At 28.7% G+C, this 355-nt stretch carries 1 protein-coding gene; it reads left to right on the top strand.

From position 1 onward, the window contains the following. Window positions 1–275 (top strand): sigma-70 RNA polymerase sigma factor region 4 domain-containing protein (locus KTHG_RS00335; protein ID WP_222424331.1); only part of this gene is annotated, 275 nt, incomplete at its 5' end. Between the last annotated feature and the right edge of the window lie 80 nt (window positions 276–355).

Below are 355 nucleotides of genomic sequence, written 5' to 3'. Positions count from 1 at the left end.
TGGAACCATATCTGATGCAATATTATGTGAAACACATAATGCCTATTCCTGATAATAGTGATGAACAAATAGAGAATACTAATGAAAAAGAAAATATGATTAATGAGTTATTGAGCATATTAAATAAAGATGAAAAAGAAATATTAATGATGGCTGCTAATAATATAAGTTTAAGAAAGATTTCATTATTAACCAACAAGCCTAAATCGACTGTAGAAAATATATTGAAGCGATGCAAAGAAAAAATTACAGATGAAGGGTGGATGATTGTATGAGATTTGTTGAGCCTATACGTGATGTAGAGCAACTAGAGGAGTTTAAAGAATACTTAAAAGATAAAAGTGAAAGAGACTAC

This window comes from Kurthia sp. Dielmo, assembly GCF_000307285.2.
Lineage (GTDB): Bacteria > Bacillota > Bacilli > Bacillales_A > Planococcaceae > Kurthia > Kurthia populi.
The sequence above is the reverse complement of the archived record's forward strand: the minus strand, read 5'-3'. Positions and strand labels throughout refer to the sequence as shown.